Annotated in this window: 20 protein-coding genes; 3 read left to right on the forward strand and 17 right to left on the reverse strand. The window is 53.4% G+C overall.

Annotated elements, in window-relative coordinates; genetic code table 11:
• The 4 genes from NNL21_RS10580 to NNL21_RS10595 form a co-directional block, all read right to left on the reverse strand.
• A complete protein-coding gene (locus tag NNL21_RS10580; RefSeq protein ID WP_204816931.1) occupies positions 1 to 933 on the reverse strand; it encodes an ABC transporter permease in 933 nt (310 codons plus the stop codon).
• A gap of 285 nt (positions 934 to 1,218) precedes the next feature.
• A complete protein-coding gene (locus NNL21_RS10585; protein ID WP_204816929.1) occupies positions 1,219 to 1,845 on the reverse strand; it encodes an SGNH/GDSL hydrolase family protein in 627 nt (208 codons plus the stop codon).
• A gap of 70 nt (positions 1,846 to 1,915) precedes the next feature.
• On the reverse strand, positions 1,916 to 4,195 hold the full coding sequence (locus NNL21_RS10590; RefSeq protein ID WP_204816927.1) for a hypothetical protein: 2,280 nt from the start codon (positions 4,193 to 4,195) through the stop codon (positions 1,916 to 1,918).
• A 44-nt stretch (positions 4,196 to 4,239) separates the two neighbouring features.
• Positions 4,240 to 5,169, reverse strand: coding sequence for an aldose epimerase family protein (locus NNL21_RS10595; protein WP_204816925.1), 930 nt, complete (start codon positions 5,167 to 5,169; stop codon positions 4,240 to 4,242).
• A gap of 67 nt (positions 5,170 to 5,236) precedes the next feature.
• Between NNL21_RS10595 and NNL21_RS10600 the strand changes: the two genes are divergently transcribed.
• Complete coding sequence (locus tag NNL21_RS10600; RefSeq protein ID WP_256555153.1) at positions 5,237 to 5,719, forward strand: hypothetical protein; 483 nt, start codon at positions 5,237 to 5,239, stop codon at positions 5,717 to 5,719.
• Between the two features lie 475 nt (positions 5,720 to 6,194).
• Here the strand turns inward: NNL21_RS10600 and NNL21_RS10605 are convergent, their stop codons facing one another.
• The 8 genes from NNL21_RS10605 to iolD all read right to left on the reverse strand — a co-directional run bounded on the left by NNL21_RS10605 (position 6,195) and on the right by iolD (position 15,298).
• Positions 6,195 to 6,734 (reverse strand): DoxX family membrane protein, encoded by a 540-nt coding sequence (locus tag NNL21_RS10605; RefSeq protein WP_204816921.1) that lies wholly within the window; start codon positions 6,732 to 6,734, stop codon positions 6,195 to 6,197.
• A 291-nt stretch (positions 6,735 to 7,025) separates the two neighbouring features.
• Positions 7,026 to 8,084: a LacI family DNA-binding transcriptional regulator gene (locus tag NNL21_RS10610; protein WP_309145319.1), complete on the reverse strand. Its 1,059-nt coding sequence runs from the start codon at positions 8,082 to 8,084 to the stop codon at positions 7,026 to 7,028.
• 48 nt (positions 8,085 to 8,132) lie between these two features.
• Positions 8,133 to 8,945 carry a 5-deoxy-glucuronate isomerase gene (gene iolB, locus NNL21_RS10615; RefSeq protein WP_204816920.1) on the reverse strand — a complete coding sequence of 271 codons (813 nt, stop codon included), beginning with the start codon at positions 8,943 to 8,945 and terminating at the stop codon, positions 8,133 to 8,135.
• On the reverse strand, positions 8,933 to 9,964 hold the full coding sequence (gene iolG / locus NNL21_RS10620; RefSeq protein WP_204816919.1) for an inositol 2-dehydrogenase: 1,032 nt from the start codon (positions 9,962 to 9,964) through the stop codon (positions 8,933 to 8,935). The genes iolB and iolG overlap by 13 nt, the downstream gene beginning before the upstream one ends.
• Before the next feature lie 46 nt (positions 9,965 to 10,010).
• Positions 10,011 to 11,456 carry a CoA-acylating methylmalonate-semialdehyde dehydrogenase gene (locus tag NNL21_RS10625; RefSeq protein ID WP_204816918.1) on the reverse strand — a complete coding sequence of 482 codons (1,446 nt, stop codon included), beginning with the start codon at positions 11,454 to 11,456 and terminating at the stop codon, positions 10,011 to 10,013.
• A gap of 32 nt (positions 11,457 to 11,488) precedes the next feature.
• Complete coding sequence (iolC, locus tag NNL21_RS10630; RefSeq protein ID WP_204816917.1) at positions 11,489 to 12,499, reverse strand: 5-dehydro-2-deoxygluconokinase; 1,011 nt, start codon at positions 12,497 to 12,499, stop codon at positions 11,489 to 11,491.
• On the reverse strand, positions 12,496 to 13,413 hold the full coding sequence (gene iolE, locus NNL21_RS10635; RefSeq protein WP_204816916.1) for a myo-inosose-2 dehydratase: 918 nt from the start codon (positions 13,411 to 13,413) through the stop codon (positions 12,496 to 12,498). The genes iolC and iolE overlap by 4 nt, the downstream gene beginning before the upstream one ends.
• Before the next feature lie 22 nt (positions 13,414 to 13,435).
• Positions 13,436 to 15,298 (reverse strand): 3D-(3,5/4)-trihydroxycyclohexane-1,2-dione acylhydrolase (decyclizing), encoded by a 1,863-nt coding sequence (gene iolD, locus NNL21_RS10640; RefSeq protein WP_204816915.1) that lies wholly within the window; start codon positions 15,296 to 15,298, stop codon positions 13,436 to 13,438.
• 251 nt (positions 15,299 to 15,549) lie between these two features.
• Between iolD and NNL21_RS10645 the strand changes: the two genes are divergently transcribed.
• A complete protein-coding gene (locus tag NNL21_RS10645) occupies positions 15,550 to 15,774 on the forward strand; it encodes a GNAT family N-acetyltransferase (RefSeq protein WP_204816913.1) in 225 nt (74 codons plus the stop codon).
• Here the strand turns inward: NNL21_RS10645 and NNL21_RS10650 are convergent.
• Both NNL21_RS10650 and NNL21_RS10655 read right to left on the reverse strand, forming a co-directional pair.
• Positions 15,771 to 16,304, reverse strand: a complete 534-nt coding sequence (locus tag NNL21_RS10650) for a chromate transporter (protein WP_204816912.1) — start codon at positions 16,302 to 16,304, stop codon at positions 15,771 to 15,773. The genes NNL21_RS10645 and NNL21_RS10650 overlap by 4 nt on opposite strands.
• Before the next feature lie 18 nt (positions 16,305 to 16,322).
• Positions 16,323 to 16,955 carry a chromate transporter gene (locus NNL21_RS10655; RefSeq protein WP_204816911.1) on the reverse strand — a complete coding sequence of 211 codons (633 nt, stop codon included), beginning with the start codon at positions 16,953 to 16,955 and terminating at the stop codon, positions 16,323 to 16,325.
• A 275-nt stretch (positions 16,956 to 17,230) separates the two neighbouring features.
• Here NNL21_RS10655 and NNL21_RS10660 point away from each other — a divergent pair, with 275 nt between their 5' ends.
• Complete coding sequence (locus tag NNL21_RS10660; protein WP_204816910.1) at positions 17,231 to 18,427, forward strand: ROK family protein; 1,197 nt, start codon at positions 17,231 to 17,233, stop codon at positions 18,425 to 18,427.
• Between the two features lie 197 nt (positions 18,428 to 18,624).
• On the opposite strand, the gene NNL21_RS10665 is transcribed toward NNL21_RS10660, so the two are convergent.
• The 3 genes from NNL21_RS10665 to NNL21_RS10675 all read right to left on the reverse strand — a co-directional run bounded on the left by NNL21_RS10665 (position 18,625) and on the right by NNL21_RS10675 (position 21,603).
• Positions 18,625 to 19,350, reverse strand: coding sequence for a glycerophosphodiester phosphodiesterase (locus NNL21_RS10665; protein ID WP_204816909.1), 726 nt, complete (start codon positions 19,348 to 19,350; stop codon positions 18,625 to 18,627).
• Positions 19,351 to 19,422: 72 nt separating this feature from the next.
• Positions 19,423 to 20,730, reverse strand: coding sequence for an ABC transporter substrate-binding protein (locus NNL21_RS10670; RefSeq protein ID WP_256555154.1), 1,308 nt, complete (start codon positions 20,728 to 20,730; stop codon positions 19,423 to 19,425).
• 42 nt (positions 20,731 to 20,772) lie between these two features.
• A complete protein-coding gene (locus NNL21_RS10675; protein ID WP_204816908.1) occupies positions 20,773 to 21,603 on the reverse strand; it encodes a carbohydrate ABC transporter permease in 831 nt (276 codons plus the stop codon).
• Positions 21,604 to 21,625 lie beyond the last annotated feature (22 nt).

Here is a 21,625-nt window from a genome sequence, read left to right on the forward strand (position 1 = left end):
TTAGAACAACGCGGAGTCCTTATCGATCTTGCCCGCCAGCTTGTTCGCCGAGATTACGAGCAGGAAACCGACGAGGGATTGGAACAAGGCGATCGCCTGCGTCATGCCGAACGAGCCGGTCGTTCGCAACGAGCGGAACACGTAGGTGTCGATCGTGTCCGTGCGGTTCGTCAGGAAGGAGTTGTCCCCGACAAGCGAGTAGATCATGTCGAGATTGCCGCCGAAGATATTGCCTAGGCTGAGCAGGAACAGCATCGTGATCGTGCTTCGCAGCATGGGCAGCGTAATCCGGAATATGCTCTGGAACCGGGATGCGCCGTCGATGCGGGCCGCTTCGTACATTTCTTTGTCAATGCCGACGATCGCCGCCATGTAGACGATGGCGCCGAAGCCCGCCGTCTTCCACAGGTTGAACAACACGAGAATGAGAGGCCACCATTTGGCCTCCGTGTAGAACTGAATCTCGTCCCACCCCATGTTCGCCAGCAACTGATTGATAATCCCGGTATCGGCGGTGAAGAATGCGACCGAGAACAAGCCGACGATCGGCCAGGAAATGAAGTTCGGAAGAATCATGACTGATTGTATGACGCGTACGCCCATGTTCTTGCCGAGCTCGGTCAACATGATCGCGAGCGTCAGGGCAAGCGTAGTCCCGGTGATAATGAACAGAACGTTGAAGAGCACCGTGTTCGTCGTGATGATGATCCAATCTTGTCCCTGGAAGAAAAACTTGAAGTTCTGCAGGCCGATCCATTCGCTGCGCCAAATCCCCATGATCGGGTTGAAATCCTGGAAAGCGATAACGATGCCGATCATGGGCAAATAAGCGAATACGATGCTGAATAATATGGCGGGTACCGCCAACATGTACAGGTAGCGGTTGGTAATGAGGTCCCGTAACCCTCTATGCTTAATGGTTGCCGTTCTCATGCGGGCATCCTCCGTTTCGCTAGGCTTGCTTTTCGTATCTTGATTGTAAAGGAACCTCGCCTTCGACCGTTACAACGCGGTTTATCCGGAAGCGGCGACTTTCTTGCGGATCGCGGAAGTTGATCTCAAAAAAACCGCCCGCTTCCGCGAAATTTTCGCTTTCCGAGCAAAAAAATCCCCATTTCGCCGATGGCCTTATCCGCTCGCAAAAGAGAGGCGACTTCTCGGAGAAATGAGGATACTGCGCGGCGGACGCTGCCCTTCTATCCTGCCGAGCGGGGCAGGCTAGACGCCCACCGCCTGCAACCATGCCTTGGCGATCAACGCGCTTCCGGCGGGAGACGGGTGAACGCCATCCGGCGCCCAATACTCTGGCCCCGTTCGCGTCGCCGCCGCGGCGAACAAACCGTCGAGCGGCACATACAGCGTCTTGAATGCGTTGGCCAGCTCTCTGACCGCCTGAATCTTGGGATCGAGGTCTTCGCGCCAGGCCTTCTGCGCCTCGTTGACCGGCAGCACGAAAGGTTCCACCAGAATAAGGTTGGCGGACGTGCGCTCCCGTACTTGCGTCAATATCCGACGGTAGGCGCTCGCGTATTCATCCACGCTCATCGGACTGTTGTTGTCGTAACGCCGCCAGGTGTCGTTGATACCGATATAGACGGACACCCAAGTCGGTGCGAGCGCCAGGCAGTCGGCTTCCCAACGACGTTCCAAGTCGACGACGCGGTCGCCGCCGATACCGCGGTTCAAGAACTTCACTTCTTTCTCTGGGTACCGGTTGGTGAAGAGCGCAGCGATAATATTGGCGTAGCCCCAGCCGAAATCCGCCCCCGTCTCGCGGTTGCGCCCGGCGTCCGTGATGCTGTCGCCCTGAAACAGAACGACGGCGTTATTTTCGATTAGTGTCATCGAATGATTGCCTCCTTGTTCATCGTCATTATTCTTTCGTTGTCGGCGCTATGGCCGGGATAAGCCATGACTATCGGGTTATGGTCAGGTAGAGAGGCTGGTCGGCATCGAGCGACAACGCGATCGCGCCATTGACGATCTCGATCTCGCGGTTACGCGCTCCGCGGGTATCGCCGATCCAGGCCCTGCCGCCCCGGATTAACGGGGCAAACGTGATGTCGAACGTACGACGCTCGGTTTCGGGATTATACACGATAAAATGCAGATCCCGCTCATGGATGCCGCCAAGGTCCGTGATTTTATAGTTGTCGAGATTCAGCGTCAGAATATCGCGGTCGCTGCTTTTTCCGAACGCTTCCCACATGAGATAGGCCTGGTAAACTTGCCCGCAGCCGTAAATCTCTTGACCGATCCACCCCGTCTTCTCGTCCTCCAAAACGCCGAGATTCTCGAACGGCACGTACATGAGGTTAGAGCTATGACGATTAGCGGGAAGACATTGCGGGAATAGGAACAGGTTGTTCTTTCGCGCGTGATTGAACACGCGGAGAAGGCCTTTGCTCGCATCGTGCGTATCCAGCGTCGAAGCGATCCGCGCCAGGCATTCGATATTCTCGAAGAAAGCCGGGTAAATGATCGGCGAGCAAGCCTGGAACATGGCGAACGTGTTATAGCTGCGATACTCCTCCTTCGTCTCGTCGTTGAACCAGTACATCATTCGCAGATTTTGCGCGACGAGGTAGTCGTAGATTTCGTTGTACTCTTCATCGCCCGTCAGCTTATAGAGCTCCGAGGCCGCTTGGATGCCGAGCCCGAACATGAACACCTCTTGGGAGAGCGAGTTGACCGGCATATGAAGCAGCGGTTTTAAGGCTCTTGCGGCTTCTTCCAGATAGAGCGGCTTGCTCTCGGCCTTGTACAGATTCACCATGAAGTACGCATAGATGCCCGCCACCATGTAGGCATCGCCGTTACCGTGCTTGCGCAGTGTCTTCATGTCGAAACTGAGCGGGTACAAATAGCTCACGCCGCGGCTCATCGGAATAAGCACCTCGTCGATCTCGGACTGCACGTAATCCAGCAGTAACTTGTCGCCTTTCATGTGCCCGATCTGCCAGATCTGCTCCAAAATGTAGACGTATTGCCAGGTGCCCGTGATGCTCTGCCCGTACACTTCGTTGCCGGAAGACTTGCGCGCTTGATCGTCTTCCAGCTTGTGCTGGATATACGTGCGGGTAAACTTCAGAATCCGTTCCAACAGCCGGGAATACGGACGATTCGGCATCAAGGCGTCGACCACTGAGAGCGGGTAGCCAATGAAGACAGCGGAGTCGATGCATGGGCTCTTCGTAAAATCGATCGTCAGGTTCTTACTCTCGAACGCCTCCTGCCAGGCGGGCGAGTAACCGTTGACGTAATTCAGAATGAAATCGTCGTACGACTCGTTGAAATTCCAACATTGCGGGTCCATGAGATCCGTCGTGCACCGCTCCGCGAAATCCGTCCAATCGGTCGCTTTGTCCGGCCACCGCGCTTCCGCAGGCACGAGCTGCAGGCAGTTGTCCATGAGTTCGGTCAACGCGCGGCTCTCTGTCGGCGAAGACGCCCGAAGCTTCGCCTTAATGTAATACGTGAACGTCTGCTTGCCTTTGGGAAACACGTAGCCCGAGAACCCGTCCGCGTAAAGCCCGAGCTCGTAAGCCGGCGCCGGCTTGTAGCGCCTGCGGAATCCGCAGCGGTAATTTAGGAAGCGCGCCACGTTGTCCCGCGACATCCAGCTCATATCCGTCATGTCGAAGTACATCATGAGATCGAAATGAGAATAGGCGTCGTAGTAGTACATCGCCGGACAATCGTTGCCGTGCGCCTCGTCGTTCCATTTGGTCGGATTATTGATGCTCGTCTTGAACCAAACATGGTCTCCGCGATCGTAGGGAGGCAGGAGCCCCATATCCACCGTAAGTTCCGGTTCCACACCGTCGACCATCTGGAGCGCGATATCCTGCTCGCTGTCGACCTCGACTTTCACTTTCAGCCAGCCGTTGGTTTCGTCGAACGCGACGATCGCCGCCCAGGGATACGCGAATACTTCGTTCTTCTCATTGCGCGCGCTGCCCGTTCCGCTTAGTTTCCACGCTTCGTTCGGCCGCAGCTCGACGATCTCCGAAGGGAACAGGTTAAAGCTGCGACCTCTCACGAGCGGATTGCCCTCCGCCGAGACATTACGCCAAAAGCCGTCTGTGCCTTTGACTTGCAGCGTGTAGCCGAATCCGCCTTCCTCGTTCAGCCAGTCGAATAGCAATTGAAACTGCGCACCCGCGATGGTGATCTGTTCTTTCGTGTTGTACATTCCGTTTCTTCCTCCTTAGGTCGATGAAGTATGATTGCGTTCTTTCATTTCTTGCCGCGTCCGGCTTCCCTTCCGTCTTCCGTCAGGACCGCGAACGTCAAATGCGACTCCGTCTCCCCGTACGGTGCCCATCGCATGGCCGTCCCCCGATCAATCGATTCTTGCAGGCTGGCTGCCGGGGGAGAGGTGAACATTTCCAGTCCGACATTGTAATGGCAACCGTAATACGGAGGGGATGTATCCCCTCCGAAATCCCTCCAGAACCAGAGATGCGGCCACTTCGCGGCATCCCAGCCGACTTCAGCACCCAAACCGTCCGGCCGTACAAGCCGATAGACGCCGCTGCCGGCAGGGAGAGTGTCGAACCCGCCGGGTTGTCCTCGTTCCGGTACGATGAACGGCGAGTCGGTCCCGTCCGGCAGGAAGATGCGTGTACCCGGTGTCAGGAAAGGCGTCCCAAACGTGATGTGATGCCCCCAATCGGCGTGCAGCACCGCCGGAGAGAGGTTCGCCGCCTTCTCTCTCAGCCGAAAGCCCGGTTCACCCGACGTCATGACGATGGTCTTCTCGATTAGCAACGGCATCGTGCGCAATCGATTGGCGAATGTAACGGCGATCTCTTCCGGCGTATTTTTGACAATGGCATGCGTCCACCGCGTGAGGCTGACCTCGCCGTAGCTCTCCATCTGGATGCCTTGGTGCATATGCTTGCCCGCCAAATTCGGCAGAATCTCCTGCCAGCCTCCCTCGTATTGCCCTTGAAAATCGTTGAATGCCGCTTCCCTTCCGCGCAACCCCATCCGGGTCAGCCAACAAAAATCCATATCCGTCGGCTTGTACAGCAATTCGATCACGTCGCTCCCTTTGCCAGGAAGCATCATCAGGCGGAAACTCTCGTTCTCCATGATCAGCGCGTCGTAGCCCTTGTACGTCAAATCCGTCTTGATTCTGCACCCATAGTTTCGATCGCTCATACCTTTACTATAGCGTCCCTGGCCGTCTGGCAGGGAGTTGCCTGTATGGCGGGATGCAGCGATTTTCTTGCATGTTCGTCCGCCTGGAACAAACGATTCGCCCCTTTCAGAAATCCTGTACCCCTATCGCGCGCGGCGGTTATTCCGGTTCCGGCGCGGAGGCGATCAGCTCCGCCAGCGCTTGTACCCCCGCGGCACGACTGACTTTGTCCCCCGGAGCCGTACCGATACTCCCCGGAAGGTCAGTGGCAAGGAGAGCACGGCATCGCTGAAGCTGGATCTTGGCGACGCAGGAACTTACACGGAATCCCTAGAGGGAGAAGACGGCGATATCGCGATTTACTACCTCGACATGGCAGAGATGAGCAGCGCCGGTAATCCGCTGACTTTGACGAATCTGATCGATGCGCAACCGTCGGACATCGACGCGTTCTACTTCTACCCTGTGCAGACCGCTGCCGGTATCCGCTTGTCGGACGGACGCGATTACGATCATCACTTGGTGTATGTATCGTGGCGACTTCCAAAACATTTAGATCGGACAAAATGATGTTGGTCATATCCTCTGATTGATATAATTGGAATTGGCCACTCACCTGATCAGCTGCATGTTTTGTCTATATCCGAGTAGCGAATGAGGCTGTTTCGGAGGAACTTCTTGATCGCATTGCGCTGTTTCGTTAAATACAGCTAAATAGAAGCAAGCGTCTGATTCCGTTTATTCTCATTTACTATAACTTTGTGCTTCACAAGTTTGAGCAACGAGAATAGACCGCGTAGAAAACACGCGGTCTCAATTTCGATGATAATGGTATTAATGGATCTATGTATTCTTGACCTCGCAAGAGAGCTCATCCTCGATCGGACCAAGAAACTGTAATGGAACTTGAAGCTGAACAAGTTCGCATTGAAGCACCAAGCTCATGCGCTGCTTCATTAAACCCTCGTCTTATTTCCGTGGCCGTTATATACAAAAGAACGGGAATGGCTGTGAGCCATCCCCGTTTCTGCTTCTTCATCTGAAGTTAAATATGTGCCGGTGTCTTGTTACCCTTATGAACGGCAGCGCCGCCATTCTTGTCTTTCTTATGGAACAGCTTGCGAAGCAGCGGAAGCAGGTAATAGTCGACACCGAACTTGCCGGCATTGAGTCCGCCTGCCAGGATGATTCCGCCAAGCAGGAGCATCCAAGGGTTCGTGCTTACCGTGCCGGCAAACAGGAACATGAAGTTCATGAGCAGTCCGAAGAATGCCGCCGCGGCCGTCAGGCCGCCTAAGATGAGACCTAAGCCAACCAGGGTTTCGCCGATCGGGATGATGAAATTAATCAGCTTCGCGTTCGGCAGTGCGAAGTGTTCGAGGAACCGCGTAAAGGTTGGATAGACGAGTTCATTCGTCGCTTTGTCCATCACCGGATTCGTAACAGCACCCTTCAAATATCCCGTGGCGTCGAAGCCGCCCGTCAGCTTGTGAATCCCCGCCGTCATCCATTCCCATCCCAGATAGACCCGGAGGATAAGCAATAAGCCAGCTGCATACACATTTTCTTTCCAAAATCTCATCATGTTCATACACTCCTTGTATTAGAAAGTCGCATTGCTTGAGCGTTAATATTGGTTCCTGTGATTCTCTTAACCACACTTTCACTATACCCCCGAATACAATTCTTGGATGTGAGATTGATCACAGTGACGTAAATTTATGAGCCTATCTTGTAAATCTGCCCCGCCTGATGGAGTCCGCCATACGACAAAAAAAGCTTCGGAGATGAACATCCATCTCGCGAAGCTGTTTACAACCTACTATTAGCTTGTTCTGCCGGATACCAACAGAATGGGTGATAACCCAGTGGCGTCTCAGCCATCCAGTGCCCTGTTTCCTGCAGCGGCAGTAGAACTCCGGATGACCAGATCCGGCTTTAATACGGTACGCTCCAGCGCCGCTGATTCTCCCTCTGACAATCGTATTAATATCTCCACTGCCATGCTGCCCATCATCTCCGTAGGTTGAGACAGGGTTGTAAGCGCCGGCTCCGTCACCGCTGCCAGTATCGTGTTATCGAAACCGATGATCGACAGCTGCTCAGGCACCCGGATCCCCAGCTCCTTGGCGGCTTGAAGCGTACCGATGGCGATCATGTCGTTACAGCAGAATATGGCCGACGGCGGATTGGAGTCCGTAAGCAGTTCTAGTGCCCGGCTCTTCCCGTCCTTCAATAAATTCTCCCCGGTCTTCTTCACCATCTCATCCGGCAGCTCGAAGCCTCTGGACAGGATAGCATCGCTGTAACCGCGCAGTCTTTCCCGGCTGCTGCTGACTTTAGGCTGCTCCGTAATGATTGCCATACGCTGATGATGAAGCTCCAGCAGATGCTCAGCGGCTTGCTTGCCGCCCGCATAGTCGTCAACAATGACGGTCGGCAGCTGAACACCCGGCATTTCCCTTGCGATCATGACGACTGGAATCGATTTGTTAAGCAGCGGCTTCAAAATGCCGATATCCTCGAGTCCGGTACCGATGATGATTCCATCGACACTCTTTTGCTGAAGCAGCTGCAAATATCCGCTCACTTTGTCATCCTTGTTATCCGTGCTGCAGATGACAAGGCTGTACCTGCTTCGGCTGCCGCAATCCTCGACGGCTCTGGCCAACTCCGCGAAGAAGGGATTCGAAATATCTGGAATTAACAATCCGAGCGTGAACGTTTTTTTACCGGTTAATGCCGATGCGATCACGCTGGGGCGATAATTCAATTCCTCGATGATGCGATAAATTTCTTGACGGCGTTTATCGCTGATTTTTCCTTTACCGTTAATGACCTGCGACACCGTTGCGATCGACACGCCGGCCTTACGGGCTATATCGTATATGGTTGCATCTGACATCTCATCCACCCGTTCATTATTCCAAATCAAAGCATCTTCTCATTATGTGGGGATGGACGCCAAGTTGCAACCCGCCCTTCACCCCCGCGGCTTCATGATCCAGGCATGGTCCGGGTCATTATGGAACTTCCATGTGCGCGTCGGCCCGGCCATTACATTCAAATAATACACTTCATAGCCAGGAGGCGCACATACCGGGTGATAGCCCTTCGGCACCAATACGGCTTCGCCGTCTCTCACAATTAAGGTCTCGTCTAACGTCCGGTCATCGGTATAGACGCGCTGCATAGCAAAACCTTGTTCCGGCTGCACATGATAATAGTAGGTTTCTTCCAACAGGGACTCATCCGGAAGCGCATCCCGGTCATGCTTATGCGGCGGGTAGCTCGACCAATGGCCTTCAGGGGTAAATACCTCTACGACCAGCAAGCTGTCGGCCTGCTCACTCTCCGGCAAAATATTATGAATTTGTCGCTCAATATGGCCGTATCCGCGCATCTCTACACCAACCGCTGCCGGCGGAATCAATCTCGCTTCACCGCCGCTCTGGCCGGGAGCGGTACATACCGCCAGCTCCAGCTCCGTCAATGCGCTTACCTCAAATTGATCGCCCGCAGGGATATAAACGGAATAAGGAGGAATTTTCTCGAACACGCTCATTCGCTGCCCGATATTATTCCACATGGCCTTCGCGGTCTTGATATCCGCTCTGCCGCTTAGCAGCACGAGGCAAACCTCCTGCCCGCCAGTTTCCCGCAGCAGTGACTGTCCTTCCTGCAGTTTCACAACTTGAAAGCCTACATGGTTCCATCCTGCGGTTACTGGAGTCACCGTAAGCACGGCCCCGTCCGGATCAGGACTTACAGACGGCTTAACGATCAAATCTGACATGTCACCCCTCCTAGCTCACTCAATTTGACCGGCCGGTTCGACCGGCTGGACAGCTTGGCCGCCAATGCGATCCGTTCCGCTTGCAAAGCATCGTGGCCTGTTACCGGCAGCGGCTTGCCGCTCAGCAGACTTTCAATAAATAGCCTTGTCTCCAGCACATAGGCTTCATTGTAACGCTCAAGGAAAAAGTGAAGCGGTTTGTCGCGCATGATACCCGCCGACGTACTGATCTCTGCCGTATTCGGATGATCGTTCGTCACGTTGACGCTGCCCTTGGAGCCGAAAACTTCGACGCGCTGATCATAGCCATAGACCGCCTGCCGGCTGTTATCGATGACACCTAACGCGCCTCCCCGAAATTTCAGCGTCACGATCGCCGTATCCACATCGTCATGCTCGGCGAACGCCGGATCGATACGCACCGCACCTTGGGCGAACACCTCTTCCACCTCGTCGCCGGTCAAGAACCTGGCCATGTCGAAGTCGTGAATCATCATGTCCATATAGATGCCGCCGGACACCTTGATGTAATCGGCATGAGGCGGATTCGGATCGCGCGACGTAATCTTCACGATATGCGTATCGCCTACCGCTCCGGTCTCTACAAGCTCGCGCACGCGCCGAAAATTATGGTCGAACCGGCGGTTGAAGCCAACCTGAAGCTGGACGCCCTCTCGTTTGACCGCTTCCATCGCTTCCTCCGTTTGCGTGAGATCCAGACTGACCGGTTTCTCGCAAAAAATATGCTTGCCCGCAGCGGCGGCCTGTATAATAAGCGGTACATGCGTGTCCGTGGAGGAGCAAATAAAGATGGCGTGAATGTCAGGATCCGCAATAATCGAATCGCTATCCCGGGTAACCCGGGTTATTCCCCGGGCGGCTGCCCACGCCGCCAATTCAGGACCTGCGAATAGATCAGTGATGGCTGCGACCTCTGCTTCGGGCAATCGAAGCAAATTATCGGCATGAATTTTACCGATACGGCCGGCTCCGATAATGCCAATTTTGATTTTCTTCATGTCTTTCCCCTCCCGTTTGTCCGGTACTGCCGATGTTGACGCTGCATTACCAGCGGGCGGTCACCATTTTTTTGCGTGTATAAAATTCAACCCCGTCACTGCCATTGGCGTGCAGGTCGCCATAGAATGATTTCTTCCACCCGGAGAACGGGAAGAAGGCCATGGGTGCCGGAACGCCTAGATTGATCCCGAGCATGCCCGCCTCAATCGTTTCACGGAACTGACGAACGCTGCTTCCGCTTGATGTGAACAGGCAGGCCCCATTGGCGAATTCCGACTGATTGGAAATCTCAATGGCTTCCTCCAAGGAATCTGCTCGTACAATAGAAAGTACGGGGGCGAATATTTCATCCTTCCATATTTTCATATCCGTCTGTACATGGTCGAACACGGTCGGCCCGACGAAATAACCTTCGCCGTCAGAAGCCGGGTCCTTACGCCCGTCGCGCAGCAGAAGCGCGCCTTCCTTTTCACCGGTTTCGATGTAGCTCAGCGTCCGCTCTTTATGGGATCCGCGGATAACGGGGCCAAGAAACGTCCCCTCTTCCAGTCCGTTCCCGATCGTAATCCCATCAGCGGCTTCCTTCAGCTTGTTCACCAGCGCATCGCCGATCTCACCAACCGCAACGACGACGGAGCAGGCCATGCAGCGTTCGCCGGCGGATCCGAATGCCGCATTGACGATTTCCTTGACGGTCAGATCCAAATCGGCGTCCGGCATAATGATCGAATGGTTCTTCGCTCCAGCCAGTGCTTGGACGCGTTTGCCATGCGCGGAGGCCGTTGTATATACATATTCCGCAACAGGCTGCGAGCCGACGAAAGAAACGGCTTTAATGTCCTTATGCGCTAGAAGCCCATTCACGACTTCATGTGCGCCGTGTACGATATTCAGCACGCCGCTGGGCAAACCCGCTTCATGGAACAGCTCCGCCAGCCGGCCTGCGAGCAAGGGGGTGCGCTCCGAGGGCTTCAGCACGAATGTATTCCCGCAGGCAATTGCAAGGGGGAACATCCAGCACGGTACCATCATGGGGAAATTGAATGGCGTAATGCCCGCTACAACGCCGATCGGATAGCGGTACATGCCCGATTCCAGATTCGATGCGATATCCGGCAGCTGCTTGCCCATCATAAGGGATGGAGCGCCTGCTGCGAACTCCACGCATTCGATGCCGCGCTGCACTTCGCCATGCGCTTCCGCGTAGCTCTTTCCATTCTCCCGGGTAATCAGCTTCGCGAGCTCTTCCCAATTGTCGACCAGCAGCTGCTGATATTTAAACAAGATGCGCGCGCGGCGCGGAACGGGCGTACGGCTCCAAGTGCGGAAGGCATCCTTCGCCGCTTGAACGGCGCTGTCCACGTCTTCCGATGAAGACAGCGGAACATAGGCGAGTATCTCTTCCGTCGCCGGATTGTACACGGCCTCGGTACGTTCGGACACGGCTTCCGTCCAAGTCCCATTAATCCAGTTTTTCAGTATGGCAGTCATTCGCTTCATCCCCTTATGTTTGTCTGCTTGCTTCAAGATGCTGTAATTTCGCCGCGTTCGCATCGCAGGATGTAATCCTGCACCTGATCGGCACCCGGCATGGCGTCCGAGCAGCTATGGCTGGATATGACGATACTGGCTGCGGCGCTTCCGAAAGACATGCTCCGCTTGATATCCCATCCCTGCATAATGCCGTAGAGGAATCCAGCGGCATAGGAATCTCCCGCTCCGAACGTCTTGACCACTTTAGCCGGATAGCTCTCCGCCCGATGGCTTGCGCCGTCTGGCGTATAGGCGATCGAGCCTTCCTTGCCGTGTTTAATAATGACAATGCCGGCCGCATGATTAAACCACTTCGCAGCCGTCACCTGATCGCTGCGCTCCGGGTTGTGCTCGAAGCGCTCCATCATGTCGAATTCCTCCCGCGTGCCGAGGATGATGTCGCACCATTCTGCCGCGAGATTATAATAGACCGCCGTCTCTTCCGGCGAGACCCACGTATAAGGCCGGTAATCCAGATCGAATGCGATTACGGCTCCATGCTTGCGGGCGTACTGAAGCGATTGAAACACGGCTTCGCGAGAAGGACTCTGTGCCAGAGCCGTGCCGGAGATCAGGAGCACCTTCGTGCCGGCAATGATTTCTTCACTCACTTCCGCTGCCGTCAGCAACAGATCGGCAGCGTTATCGCGGTACATCAATATGCTGCAATCGGTCGGGCTTTTAATTTCGGTGAAGGCCAGCCCCGTTACGGCTCCCGTCCGATCCGTCACAACCCCTGAAGCATCAATGCCGTTCTTATCCAAATAATGGATAATAAAGCGCCCCATCTGATCGTCAGCGATCTTCCCTATGAAAGAGGTCTTCATGCCCAGCCTCGCCATTCCGATCGTTATATTCGCCGGGGAACCGCCGACATATTTCGTGAAGGTCATCGTCTCTTCCATCGGACGGTTAATTTCATTCGCGTTGAGATCAATACATAAGCGGCCGATGGCAGCGAAATCGATCGGCTTGCCCGCCGGAAAAGCAATCGGGTTCATTCCGTCTCGCCCCCATTCCCTCTAACAATCGAATCCATGTAGGCTAGCGACTGCTTCGCATAGTCGTAAGCCGGATGCAGCGCTGGATCCTGCTCTCCCTCCAGCATCGCCCATCCGCTATAACCCCGCTCGATCAGCTCGTTCAGGATCGGGCCGAAATCGAGGCATCCGTCTCCGGGAACCGTGAATACGCCCTCTCGAATACAGGTAACAAAATCCGCGCCATTCGCACGCGCACGGTCCAAGACGTCCTGCCGTATGTCCTTCAGGTGGACATACGCGACACGGTCATAATGCTTGCGCAGCACCGTGAGCGGGTCTGCCCCGCCATAATAAGCGTGGCCTGAATCGAACAGCAGATAGACGAGTGCCGGATCCGTTACATCCATCAGCCGGTCGATTTCCTCCGGACGTTCGATAGCCGTTCCACCGTGATGATGATACGTTAATTTAAGCCCATGCTCGCGAGCGATGGCACCTGCGGCATTCAAGCCTTCGGCCAGACTGCGCCAGCCCTCCTCATCCAGCGGTATAATAACCTTCTCATGCGGAGTACGGCGCGGATCAAAATGGAGCGAGCCGCCGACTTCACATGTGCTGATGACCGTGCTGCCCATCGATTGAAGAAACGCCGCATGCTTCCGATAGGCCTCAAGCTCTGTTTCACGGTAGGACGGATCGGAGAATAATACCGACTTCCACTGGGACACAAGCTGAATCCCCCGCTTGCTGAGCTCTTCCTTAAGAAGGGCAGGATCCTGGGGATATTTGCGACCCATCTCCGTGCCTGTCAGCCCAAGCAAACGGATCTCATCAAGTATTTGTTCGTATGTCGTGTCCGCACCATGTTCTCGTACGTCTTCGCCTACCCAGTTGATGGGATGAATGCCTAATTGGAAAGGAAGCTTTCTCACTTGAATGATCCCCTTTCGAATATTAAATGAGTGTAGTCGCTTTAATCCGTTTATCCATTTCTTCATGGGCCTGCAGCACTTTAGCAGAAACCGAGACTTCCGGGACGCCTACATTCCACCATGATTCATAGCCGTCCGTATTCGTGCCGGGGACGACTGGAATTTCGATCAGCGTCGTGACCGTCTCCTGCTTCGCGGCCTCAAGCGCCTGCTTCAACTCTTCCGCCGACTGCACTTTATATGCGTTCGCACCCAGACTTCGCGCATGTGCCGAGAAGTCGATCGGCAAATATCCGCCCGTCAGCTGCCCGCTCTCTTCCGAGCGGTAACGGAATTCATTGCCGAAGCCGTCACTGCCGTGGCCACGCTGCAGGTTATGAATGCACTGGAAGCCATGATTGTTGAATAAGAGAATCGTAATCTTCCGCTTCTCTTGAAGACTGGTGACCAGCTCGGAATGCATCATCAGATAGCTTCCATCTCCAACGAATGCATACACCTCGCGGTCCGGCTCGGCAATTGCAACTCCGAAGGCTCCTGCAACCTCATAGCCCATGCAGGAAAAACCATATTCCATATGATAGGTCTTCAGCTCAACGGATCTCCATACACGATGCAGGTCACCCGGGAGACTACCTGCGGCACACACAATAACCGAGGAGGGGTCAATGACTTCATTAATGACGCCGATCGCTCGTGTCTGAGCAATCCCAGCCGGATGGTCAAAGGTATACAAACGTTCCACTTCCCGGTCCCACTGCTCCTTCAGCTGTGAAACATCCTGCTCGTATCCGGATTGGTACCCTGTCTCCGTGAGCAGCTCCTGCAGCGATTTCAACCCTTCCCTCGCGTCTGACGTAAGGGCGACGCCATTTAATTTATAGGAATCGAAGCCGCTGATGTTGATATTAATAAATTGAACGTCCGGATTCGCGAACGCCGACTTTGAGGCTGTCGTAAAGTCAGAATAACGCGTTCCTACCCCTATAATCAGGTCGGCCTCCTTGGCGAGCAGGTTCGCGGCGAGCGTTCCCGTTACACCGATCGCGCCAACATGGAGCGGATGGTTCCAAGGCATAGCGGACTTGCCTGCCTGCGTCTCCGCAACGGGAATACCGAATGCTTCAGCGAACGAGGCAAGCTGCTTGGACGCCTCCGAATAGAGAACCCCACCTCCGGCGATAAGGAGCGGCTTGCGTCTGCCGACCATCAGCTCTGCCGCACGGCGAATTGTATCTGCTGCCGGTGGACGCCGATCGATGTAATGCACGCGTTCTTCGAAGAAGGCAAGCGGGTAATCATAAGCTTCCGCCTGGACGTCTTGAGGAAGGGCCAGCGTGACGGCCCCTGTTTCCGCAGGATCGGTCAGCACCCGCATCGCTTGAAGTGCCGCTGTCATGAGCTGTTCCGGGCGAACGATCCGATCCCAGTAGCGGCTTACCGGCTTGAACGGATCCGTAGCGGAAATCGTATAATCGACGGGCGATTCCAGCTGCTGCAGGACCGGGTCAGGCTGGCGGGAGGCAAAGTTGTCACCAGGCAGAAGCAGGACCGGGATCCGGTTAACCGTTGCGGTTGCCGCTGCCGTCACCATATTCAAAGCACCGGGACCGATGGACGACGTGCAGGCGTAAATTTGTTTGCGGTTTGACTGCTTCGCGAAAGCGGTTGCAGCATGAACCATGCCTTGCTCATTCTTGCCTTGGATGTAAGCGAGCGAGCCCGGGCTTCGCTCCAATGCTTCCCCAATCCCCGTTACGTTGCCATGGCCGAATATACCCATAACACCCTTCACAAACTTTGTTTTCTTTCCGTCCATCGAGATGTACTGGTTATCCAAAAACCGAAGCAGGGCTTGAGCCATCGTTAAACGAATGGTATTCATTCAGCAGATTCTCCTTCCGTCCGATAAGTTAGGTTGAGTTGAGTGTTAAGATAAGCAATAAGGTGAAGCGCTTAACCAATGTGCAAATATATGGCGCTCCAACAAGTGAAGCGCTTAACCTTAGCTTACTATGCCACCTATGAATATGCAATCAGAATCTTTCTTATTCATCGGCTTTATTCAGACGGATAAGTGAAATTGTAGTAAGATGGCTTCCCTCACCATTTGCAGCCGGTTTAGGGCAGGAGGGCATGGTGGCCATTGAATATATCGAGGTGCAGGAGAGCCATCGCGGGAACCGGCTAGGTCAAGCTGCCCTGACCGAAGCAAGCCGGTTAATCCAATCGTACGGATTCCATCGTTTCATGCTGTGGACGCAAGACTTACGGATGGATAAACTGGCCGGGCGGACTGGATTTAGAAGAGGACCGACGTTCTTTTGGATCGATTCCATGCTAGGAGAAGTTGAGACTTAGAACAAAATAATACCTGCCAGTCCGGACGCAACAATAATCGTGACCGGATGCATTTTATATTTGATAATCCCAAATAGAGCACCCGCACATATAACCAAGGTCGCCAATGTGGACCAGTCCAGCAGCGGTGCGCTTTTTCCCATAAAGCCGAAATGGATCGCGGCATAAGCGATCAGACTTGCAATAATCGGTCTCAACCCATAGAAGGAGGACTTTACCCATTGGTTGTGATGAATGCGGGACAGGAAGGTTGCGATGATGACAATAATGAAGAAAGATGGGAATACTACACCTAGCGTGGATATAACCGCCCCAGAGATTCCTCCGATATGATAACCGATCAGTGTCGCACTATTCGTCGCAATGGGTCCGGGCGCCATGCCGGCTAAGGCTACGATCTCTTGAAACTCCGGTATGGACATCCAGTTATGCGATTCCACCTCATATTGGATCAAAGTAATGGCAGCATAACCGCCGCCAAAGGAACTAAATCCGATCTTCAGGAAGGCAATGAACAGCTCCCATAACATGATAAATAGCCCCTCCCTCTAAATGTAATATTCCGGATACACAATCTCTTCCTTGGATCGACGCGGCTGCTTCTCCGTAAATACTTTGATGCCAAGCAGCATCTTAATTCGCACAAGTATGATGCCGATGAATAGACCCGAGACGATCGCAATGATCGGATTAATTTCGGTCAACAGCAGCACGGCGAGCGCGCTCAATGCGATCGTGACCGTTGTTTTGTCGAAAACCGAGGATTTTGCCATCTTATATGCGGCTATGAGGATCAGAGCGATAATCGCTCCGTGAATTCCTTTGAGAGCTGCTTCAAGCTTCGGATTATCCCCGAATTGGACATAGAAGAAGCTTAGTATAAACACAATCAGGAAGGTGGGCAGCGTAATACCGATAATCGCAGCGATCGCACCCCCGATTCCTCCGAGCCGGTGTCCGATAAAAGCCGATGCATTCACGCCCACCCCTCCCGGGGCCGAGCCTGCAATCGAGATCAAATCGCTCATTTCCTGCTTGTCAATCCACTTGCGCTTGGTCACAGTTTCCCGCTCGATAAGCGGAATCATTGCATAGCCGCCCCCGAAGGTGGCAGGTCCGATACGAAAAAAAGTCCAAAATAATTGGAGAAGAATCTGTAGTCTGTTCGTTGTTGTTGGCATGCTGTTGTTCTCCTCCCCTTGTCTGCTCTTCTTATTATACCACCTTTATTTCATTTTGGATAAAAGTATTCGAAAAATGGATTATAAATTTTGTTTATGACTGTTTTATGCCAGAATTATATTCATAAAACCAATTAATTCAACAAATTCCGATATTTAAAACCCAAATCGAATTAAAGTATCTTAGCGCTCATGTTTCTGGCAATGAAATACGTACTAGAGTATAATGTAACAATATTTCCTATCTGATTTTGTTGGACAAACGAGGTTATCGCATGGAAAAACGAACGAAATCCATTCCAACGCCCAAGAGGCTTCTATACGATCGTATTGCGGAACAGGGCATAGTCTCCAAAGCGGAGTTATTGTCCGCCTTTTCCATGACCAGCAGCACGCTTACGCGCGTGTTAGACGAAATGTTGTCGGAGCAGCTTCTGCTGGAGTCCGGCCTCGGACATTCCAGCGGCGGAAGAAGACCGATTCTCTATCAAATTAATCCGACGTACGGATATATCTTCGGGCTGGAGATTTCAAGACTTTACTCCTCCCTGGGCTTGTTCGATATGCAGATGAACCCCCGCTCCTTCACGCGCTGGCAGATGGATGAAGCGATGACGCCGGATTTGTTTATTGATCATGTGAACAGCAATATGAAAGCCTTCCTGCGGGACCATCATATCGATCGGGAACAAGTGTTGGGGGTCGGTATTGGAGCGGTGGGACCGCTTAATCGAGATAAAGGCATCATTATGAAGCCGCTTCATTTTCCGGCTAACGGCTGGACGGATCTTCCGATCTGCGAGCTGATGGAAGCAAGAACGGGCTTCAACGCCTATTTGGAGAATGGCGCGAATACCGCGCTTATCGGGGAGCAATGGGCGCATCGGCAAGAGAACGTTCAGCACATGCTCTACGTGCATGCCGGCGCCGGACTTCGGTCTGCCATGATGTCACAAGGCCAGATCGTTCATGGAACGGTTGACATGGAAGGCTCCATCGGCCAGATGATCATCCAGACAGACGGCCCAAGGCTGCAGGATTACGGCAATTACGGGGCTCTTGAGGCCTATGCATCCGTACAAGCCTTGGAGAAGCAGGCACGCTCGCAGTTGAAGCGGGGCAGAGCCGATCTTCCGGACTATTTGCAGGTGCCGCCGGAGCATCTCAATTTCGGCCTTCTTGTCAAAGCATTGGCGCAAGATGATCCCTTCGCGAGAGAGCTGTTCATTCAGTCTGCCACCTATTTCGGGATCGGGCTCGCCAATCTGATCAATGTCTTTCATCCCGAGAAAATCATTATCGGCGGCGCTTTAATCAATCACGATATTTATTACCAAACCGCCATCGAGGTTGCACAGAAAAATACCTATTATGCATCTGAATATCACCCTGTCTTCTCTAAAGGGGAGCTGAAGGAGGATGCCGTTGCGACCGGCGCCGCCATCATGGTTTGGAAGGGTTTGAACCTGTAAGAAACCTCTACCTCCCATCAACTTTATCAATCACTTCTCTCAGAAATCACTCCATTGAACAGTCAAAACAAAAAAAGCCCACGAATTGCATCGTGGGCTTGATGGATACTATGCTGAACATAACGCGACCTCTTCATGTCCGTCTGCAGAGAGCATCCCCTTGATTCTCCAGGTATAACTGCATCCCTCTGACAAAACTATGGACGTTTTAATTCCGGATGCGTGCGGTAAAACTGTGCCCAGCGCTCCAGCTCATTGGTCGTAATGAGCGTCGTCGGGTACTTCTTCGCGATGATCTCCATATCGGCCAGCGAATCTACCGGCCAAGGGCCGACCTCAATCCCATGCTCGATAATCATGCCTGCATACTCCTCCGTCATCATTTTCATCGGCACACCCAGCAGCTCGCATCTGTATGCCTTCATCCACGGGAACACATACGGCAGGCTGTTGCTCGTTGTAATCCCTAACCTGACATCCGGGCTCAAGGCTCTTAGCCGTTGTATGCAGAAATGGTCAAAGCTGATGATGATCGATTGCTCGAAGGTATCGGTTTGCTTCAGAATATCGAGCGCTTTCTGCTCCAGTCCCGGATACAGATCGCCCGCCTGCTTCAGCTCCACCATCACATTCAACTTACCGCGCAGCAGCTTCATCGTTTCTTCCAGCGTCGGAATGGTCTCATGATCGCGAATCTTCATCCGCTTCAGCTCGGCTAACGTATAATCCTTCACATTCCCCCGATGATCACTCATCCGGTCGACCGTATAATCATGAATGACAACCGGCACACCATCCTTGCTTAGCTGCACATCTAGCTCGACGTAGGTGTAGCCCAGATCCACAGCCGCTTGGAACGATGATAACGTATTCTCCGGGTATTTCACCGGGTACCCGCGATGGGCAATTCCTCTAATCTGCATACGAGTTAGCTCCTTTGCCGTTCATGGCTTGATTGAAACGATTGTTCTTGACTGGTTCTGCATGAAGCCGCCCTATTCCTGCATTAATTTCTCTGCTTCCTTCTTGAACGAATCCAATGTTGAACGGATATCGGCGTTGTCGTACATGATCGCTTCCGTCGCTTTCAGGAAGATTTGGTCGACCGCTGCGAATGCCGCATCGTTATTCGTATCGAGCGCATGCTCCAATTGCTCGTAGGCCACCTTACGCGCCGGCACCTTCTCCCACTGGGCTTTCATTTCGGCCGACTCCGCCATTTTCTTCGTGAACGGCACATAGCCCGAATCGAGGATGAACTGCTGGCCGCCCTTCGGATCATTGAATACCCAGTTCATGAAATCCCAGGCCGCTTCTTTATTCTTGGAGCTCTCGAACATCACTAAATTCGCTCCGCCTGTCGGCGAGGAATACTGATCCTTCATCGGCAAATATGCCGTCACATAGTCGAAATCCACCACGCCTGCATGGCGGCCGATAACCCCGGTCGATTCCATCATCATCCCGATCTGCCCGCTTGCGAACATCGAATTGACGATGTTACCGCTATCTTGGGCCGGCGGGTAGTACAGCGCGCCAGTACTCTGCATTTTCTTCAAAAACTCAAACGTCTGGACGCCTTCCTCATCAAAGCCCATTCCGGTTCCTTCTGCATGAAAGAACGCACCCTTCAGCTGTTGAATCATCGCGATCGGATACCAGCTAGCATACGGCATCGAGTAGCCGTAACGCTTGAATTCGCCGTTCTCCTTCACCACGAGAGCATTCGCTACGGCCTCCAGCTCATCCCAAGTTGCAGGCACCTTCAAGTTCTTCTCATCGAGCAGCGTTTTATTAATGTGGAGCAGCGGTGTGGAACGATTGAACGGCAGCGCATTCAGCTGTCCGTTGAATTTCACATTCTCCAGCAGGCCGGGCAAGAAGTCCTCCTCGCTCATCCCCGTGCTCTCCAGCAGCGGGTAGAAGTCCGCAAGCACCTCTGCTTCTGCAAGCAATGGGACAAACGCGCGCTCCAGCATCGAGATGTCCGGCGCTGTGTTCGCCGGTACCGCTTGCTGCAGCTTCGTCAGCGTTTCCTGGTAGCTTCCTTGGAACGTGCCAACGACCTCTACATTGTCTTGCGACTCGTTGTAGGCCTTAATCATTTTGTCGATATACTCACCGTTATTACCGCCCATAGAATGCCAGAACTGAATCTTCGTCTTGCCTGTTTTCCCTTCACCGCCACTTGCACCCGCTGCGGGCTGGTCATTAGCAGGCTGGTTATTATTGGTTGAGCAGCCCATTACCAAACCGAGCAGCATCACCATGACTAGCATTGACCCTACCACGCTCTTCTTCACACGTAACCCCTCCATCATGTTTTTTATCATTCAAGGAATTCATTATTTGATTCCTGAATAAACGAATGCTTTGACAATTTGCTTCGAGCTGAACAGATACGCCAGCAGGATCGGCAGGACAAGCACGACGTTGCCCGCCATAATAATGTTCCAATTGCTGATGCCCTCGGTCTCCCGCAGCATCGCGATCCCGATCGTGAGCGGCCGCACATTCATCGAATCGGTCATGACCAGCGGCCAGAAATAATCGTTCCAGTGGCTGACGAAGCTGAACAAGCCAATCGTCGCAAGGGCCGGCACCGACATCGGCACCATAATTTTCAGCATGATCTTAAACTCGCTCGCATTGTCCAGCCGCGCCGACTCGATGATTTCCGTCGGTACCTGCATAAAGTATTGGCGCAGCAGGAAGATCCCGAAGGCATTCGCGGCAAACGGCAAAATCTGCGGCAGCAGCGTGTGGATGATCCCCCAGTCCGCCAGCATCAAATAAACCGGGATAAACGTGACCTGCCCAGGAATCATGAAAGCGAGCAGCACCAGCGCGAACAGCAGGGGCTGCCCCTTGAACTTATACTTCGCAAAGGCATAGGCGGCCGGTATCATGATGACCATCTGGAGGATGATAATGCTGACCGTAACAATGACCGAGTTGATGGTATAGGTAACAAAGGGGCCGGACTGCATCGCTGTCACAAAATTGCTCCATTGCGGCATGGCCGGCAGCAGCCTCGGCGGAAATACCATCGTTTCCGGAAAGGTCTTCAGCGCCGTCATAATCATCCACAGAAATGGGAATATAAAGATCAGCAGCACAACGCCTTTTAGCGTATAACTGGTTCCAGATTGGATTAAACGCCATTTCGAATGCATCGTTTCCTTCCTTTCTTCACTT

It is taken from the genome of Paenibacillus mendelii (assembly GCF_024498075.1).
In the GTDB taxonomy this organism is placed as follows: domain Bacteria; phylum Bacillota; class Bacilli; order Paenibacillales; family Paenibacillaceae; genus Paenibacillus_Z; species Paenibacillus_Z mendelii.

Excerpts from the sequence above, each read along its gene's own strand:
- NNL21_RS10595 (WP_204816925.1), bottom strand. The coding sequence starts at position 5,169 with ATGAGCGATCGAAACTATGGGTGCAGAATCAAGACGGATTTGACGTAC.
- iolD (WP_204816915.1), bottom strand. The coding sequence starts at position 15,298 with ATGAATACCATTCGTTTAACGATGGCTCAAGCCCTGCTTCGGTTTTTG.
- NNL21_RS10665 (WP_204816909.1), bottom strand. The coding sequence starts at position 19,350 with ATGCAGATTAGAGGAATTGCCCATCGCGGGTACCCGGTGAAATACCCG.
- NNL21_RS10650 (WP_204816912.1), bottom strand. The coding sequence starts at position 16,304 with ATGTTATGGGAGCTGTTCATTGCCTTCCTGAAGATCGGATTTAGTTCC.
- NNL21_RS10660 (WP_204816910.1), top strand. The coding sequence starts at position 17,231 with ATGGAAAAACGAACGAAATCCATTCCAACGCCCAAGAGGCTTCTATAC.
- iolB (WP_204816920.1), bottom strand. The coding sequence starts at position 8,945 with ATGTCAGATTTGATCGTTAAGCCGTCTGTAAGTCCTGATCCGGACGGG.
- NNL21_RS10590 (WP_204816927.1), bottom strand. The coding sequence starts at position 4,195 with ATGTACAACACGAAAGAACAGATCACCATCGCGGGTGCGCAGTTTCAA.
- NNL21_RS10625 (WP_204816918.1), bottom strand. The coding sequence starts at position 11,456 with ATGACTGCCATACTGAAAAACTGGATTAATGGGACTTGGACGGAAGCC.
- iolC (WP_204816917.1), bottom strand. The coding sequence starts at position 12,499 with ATGAACCCGATTGCTTTTCCGGCGGGCAAGCCGATCGATTTCGCTGCC.
- NNL21_RS10655 (WP_204816911.1), bottom strand. The coding sequence starts at position 16,955 with ATGCCAACAACAACGAACAGACTACAGATTCTTCTCCAATTATTTTGG.
- NNL21_RS10585 (WP_204816929.1), bottom strand. The coding sequence starts at position 1,845 with ATGACACTAATCGAAAATAACGCCGTCGTTCTGTTTCAGGGCGACAGC.
- iolG (WP_204816919.1), bottom strand. The coding sequence starts at position 9,964 with ATGAAGAAAATCAAAATTGGCATTATCGGAGCCGGCCGTATCGGTAAA.
- NNL21_RS10645 (WP_204816913.1), top strand. The coding sequence starts at position 15,550 with ATGGTGGCCATTGAATATATCGAGGTGCAGGAGAGCCATCGCGGGAAC.
- NNL21_RS10580 (WP_204816931.1), bottom strand. The coding sequence starts at position 933 with ATGAGAACGGCAACCATTAAGCATAGAGGGTTACGGGACCTCATTACC.
- NNL21_RS10675 (WP_204816908.1), bottom strand. The coding sequence starts at position 21,603 with ATGCATTCGAAATGGCGTTTAATCCAATCTGGAACCAGTTATACGCTA.
- NNL21_RS10605 (WP_204816921.1), bottom strand. The coding sequence starts at position 6,734 with ATGATGAGATTTTGGAAAGAAAATGTGTATGCAGCTGGCTTATTGCTT.